This window comes from Streptomyces telluris (assembly GCF_024519335.1).
Taxonomy (GTDB): Bacteria; Actinomycetota; Actinomycetes; order Streptomycetales; family Streptomycetaceae; genus Streptomyces; species Streptomyces telluris.
The window spans coordinates 1-854 of record NZ_JANIID010000086.1 but is presented as its reverse complement, the minus strand read 5'-3'; the positions used below and the strand labels follow the sequence as shown (position 1 = coordinate 854).

Annotated in this window: 1 protein-coding gene; it reads right to left on the bottom strand. The window is 73.8% G+C overall.

Features of this window, described 5'->3' with window-relative positions; translation table 11 throughout:
* Nucleotides 1-132 precede the first annotated feature (132 nt).
* Nucleotides 133-854, bottom strand: a 722-nt coding sequence (gene argC / locus NQU55_RS36195) for an N-acetyl-gamma-glutamyl-phosphate reductase (RefSeq protein WP_256791876.1), incomplete at its 5' end; no start/stop codon positions are given.

Below are 854 nucleotides of genomic sequence, written 5' to 3'. Positions count from 1 at the left end.
CCCGCCGCCGTGAATCCCTTCGCTGCCGTGACGCTCACTGCATCTCCTCGTTCGCCCGGTTGCTCGTCGTGTTCTTGGCCGTGTCGCACGGCACCAGCCGCGCCAGAAGGGTCGCTATGACCCGGCGGACGCTCATGGCGCCACTCCCGTGGCCGGCAGGCCCAGCTCCTCGGGGAGGCCGAGGGCGATGTTCATGCTCTGCACCGCGCCACCGGCGGTGCCCTTGGTCAGGTTGTCGATCGCGCTCACCACGACGATCCGCCCGGCCGCCTCGTCCAGCGCCACCTGCACCAGCACGGTGTTGGAGCCGTAGACGGCGGCGGTGGCGGGCCACTGCCCCTCGGGCAGCAGGTGGACGAACGGCTCGTCCGCGAACGCCTTCTCGTACGCGGCGCGCAGGCCGCCGGCCGTCACACCGGGACGGGCCTTGGCGCTGCAGGTGGCGAGGATGCCCCGCGGCATCGGCGCCAGGGTGGGCGTGAAGGAGACCGTGACGGGCTCCCCCGCGGCGGCGGAGAGGTTCTGGACGATCTCGGGCGTGTGCCGGTGGGAGCCGCCGACGCCGTAGGGGCTCATGGAGCCCATGACCTCGGATCCGAGCAGGTGCGGCTTGGCCGCCTTGCCCGCGCCCGACGTCCCCGACGCCGCCACGATCACCGCCTCCGGCTCCGCGAGCCCGGCCCCGTAGGCCGGGAACAGCGCCAGCGACACGGCGGTCGGGTAGCACCCGGGCACGGCCACACGCCGTACGCCCTTCAGCGCCTCCCGCCCGCCCGGCAGCTCCGGCAGCCCGTACGGCCACGTGCCCGCATGCGCCGAACCGTAGAACCGCTCCCACTCCCCCGCGTCCTTCA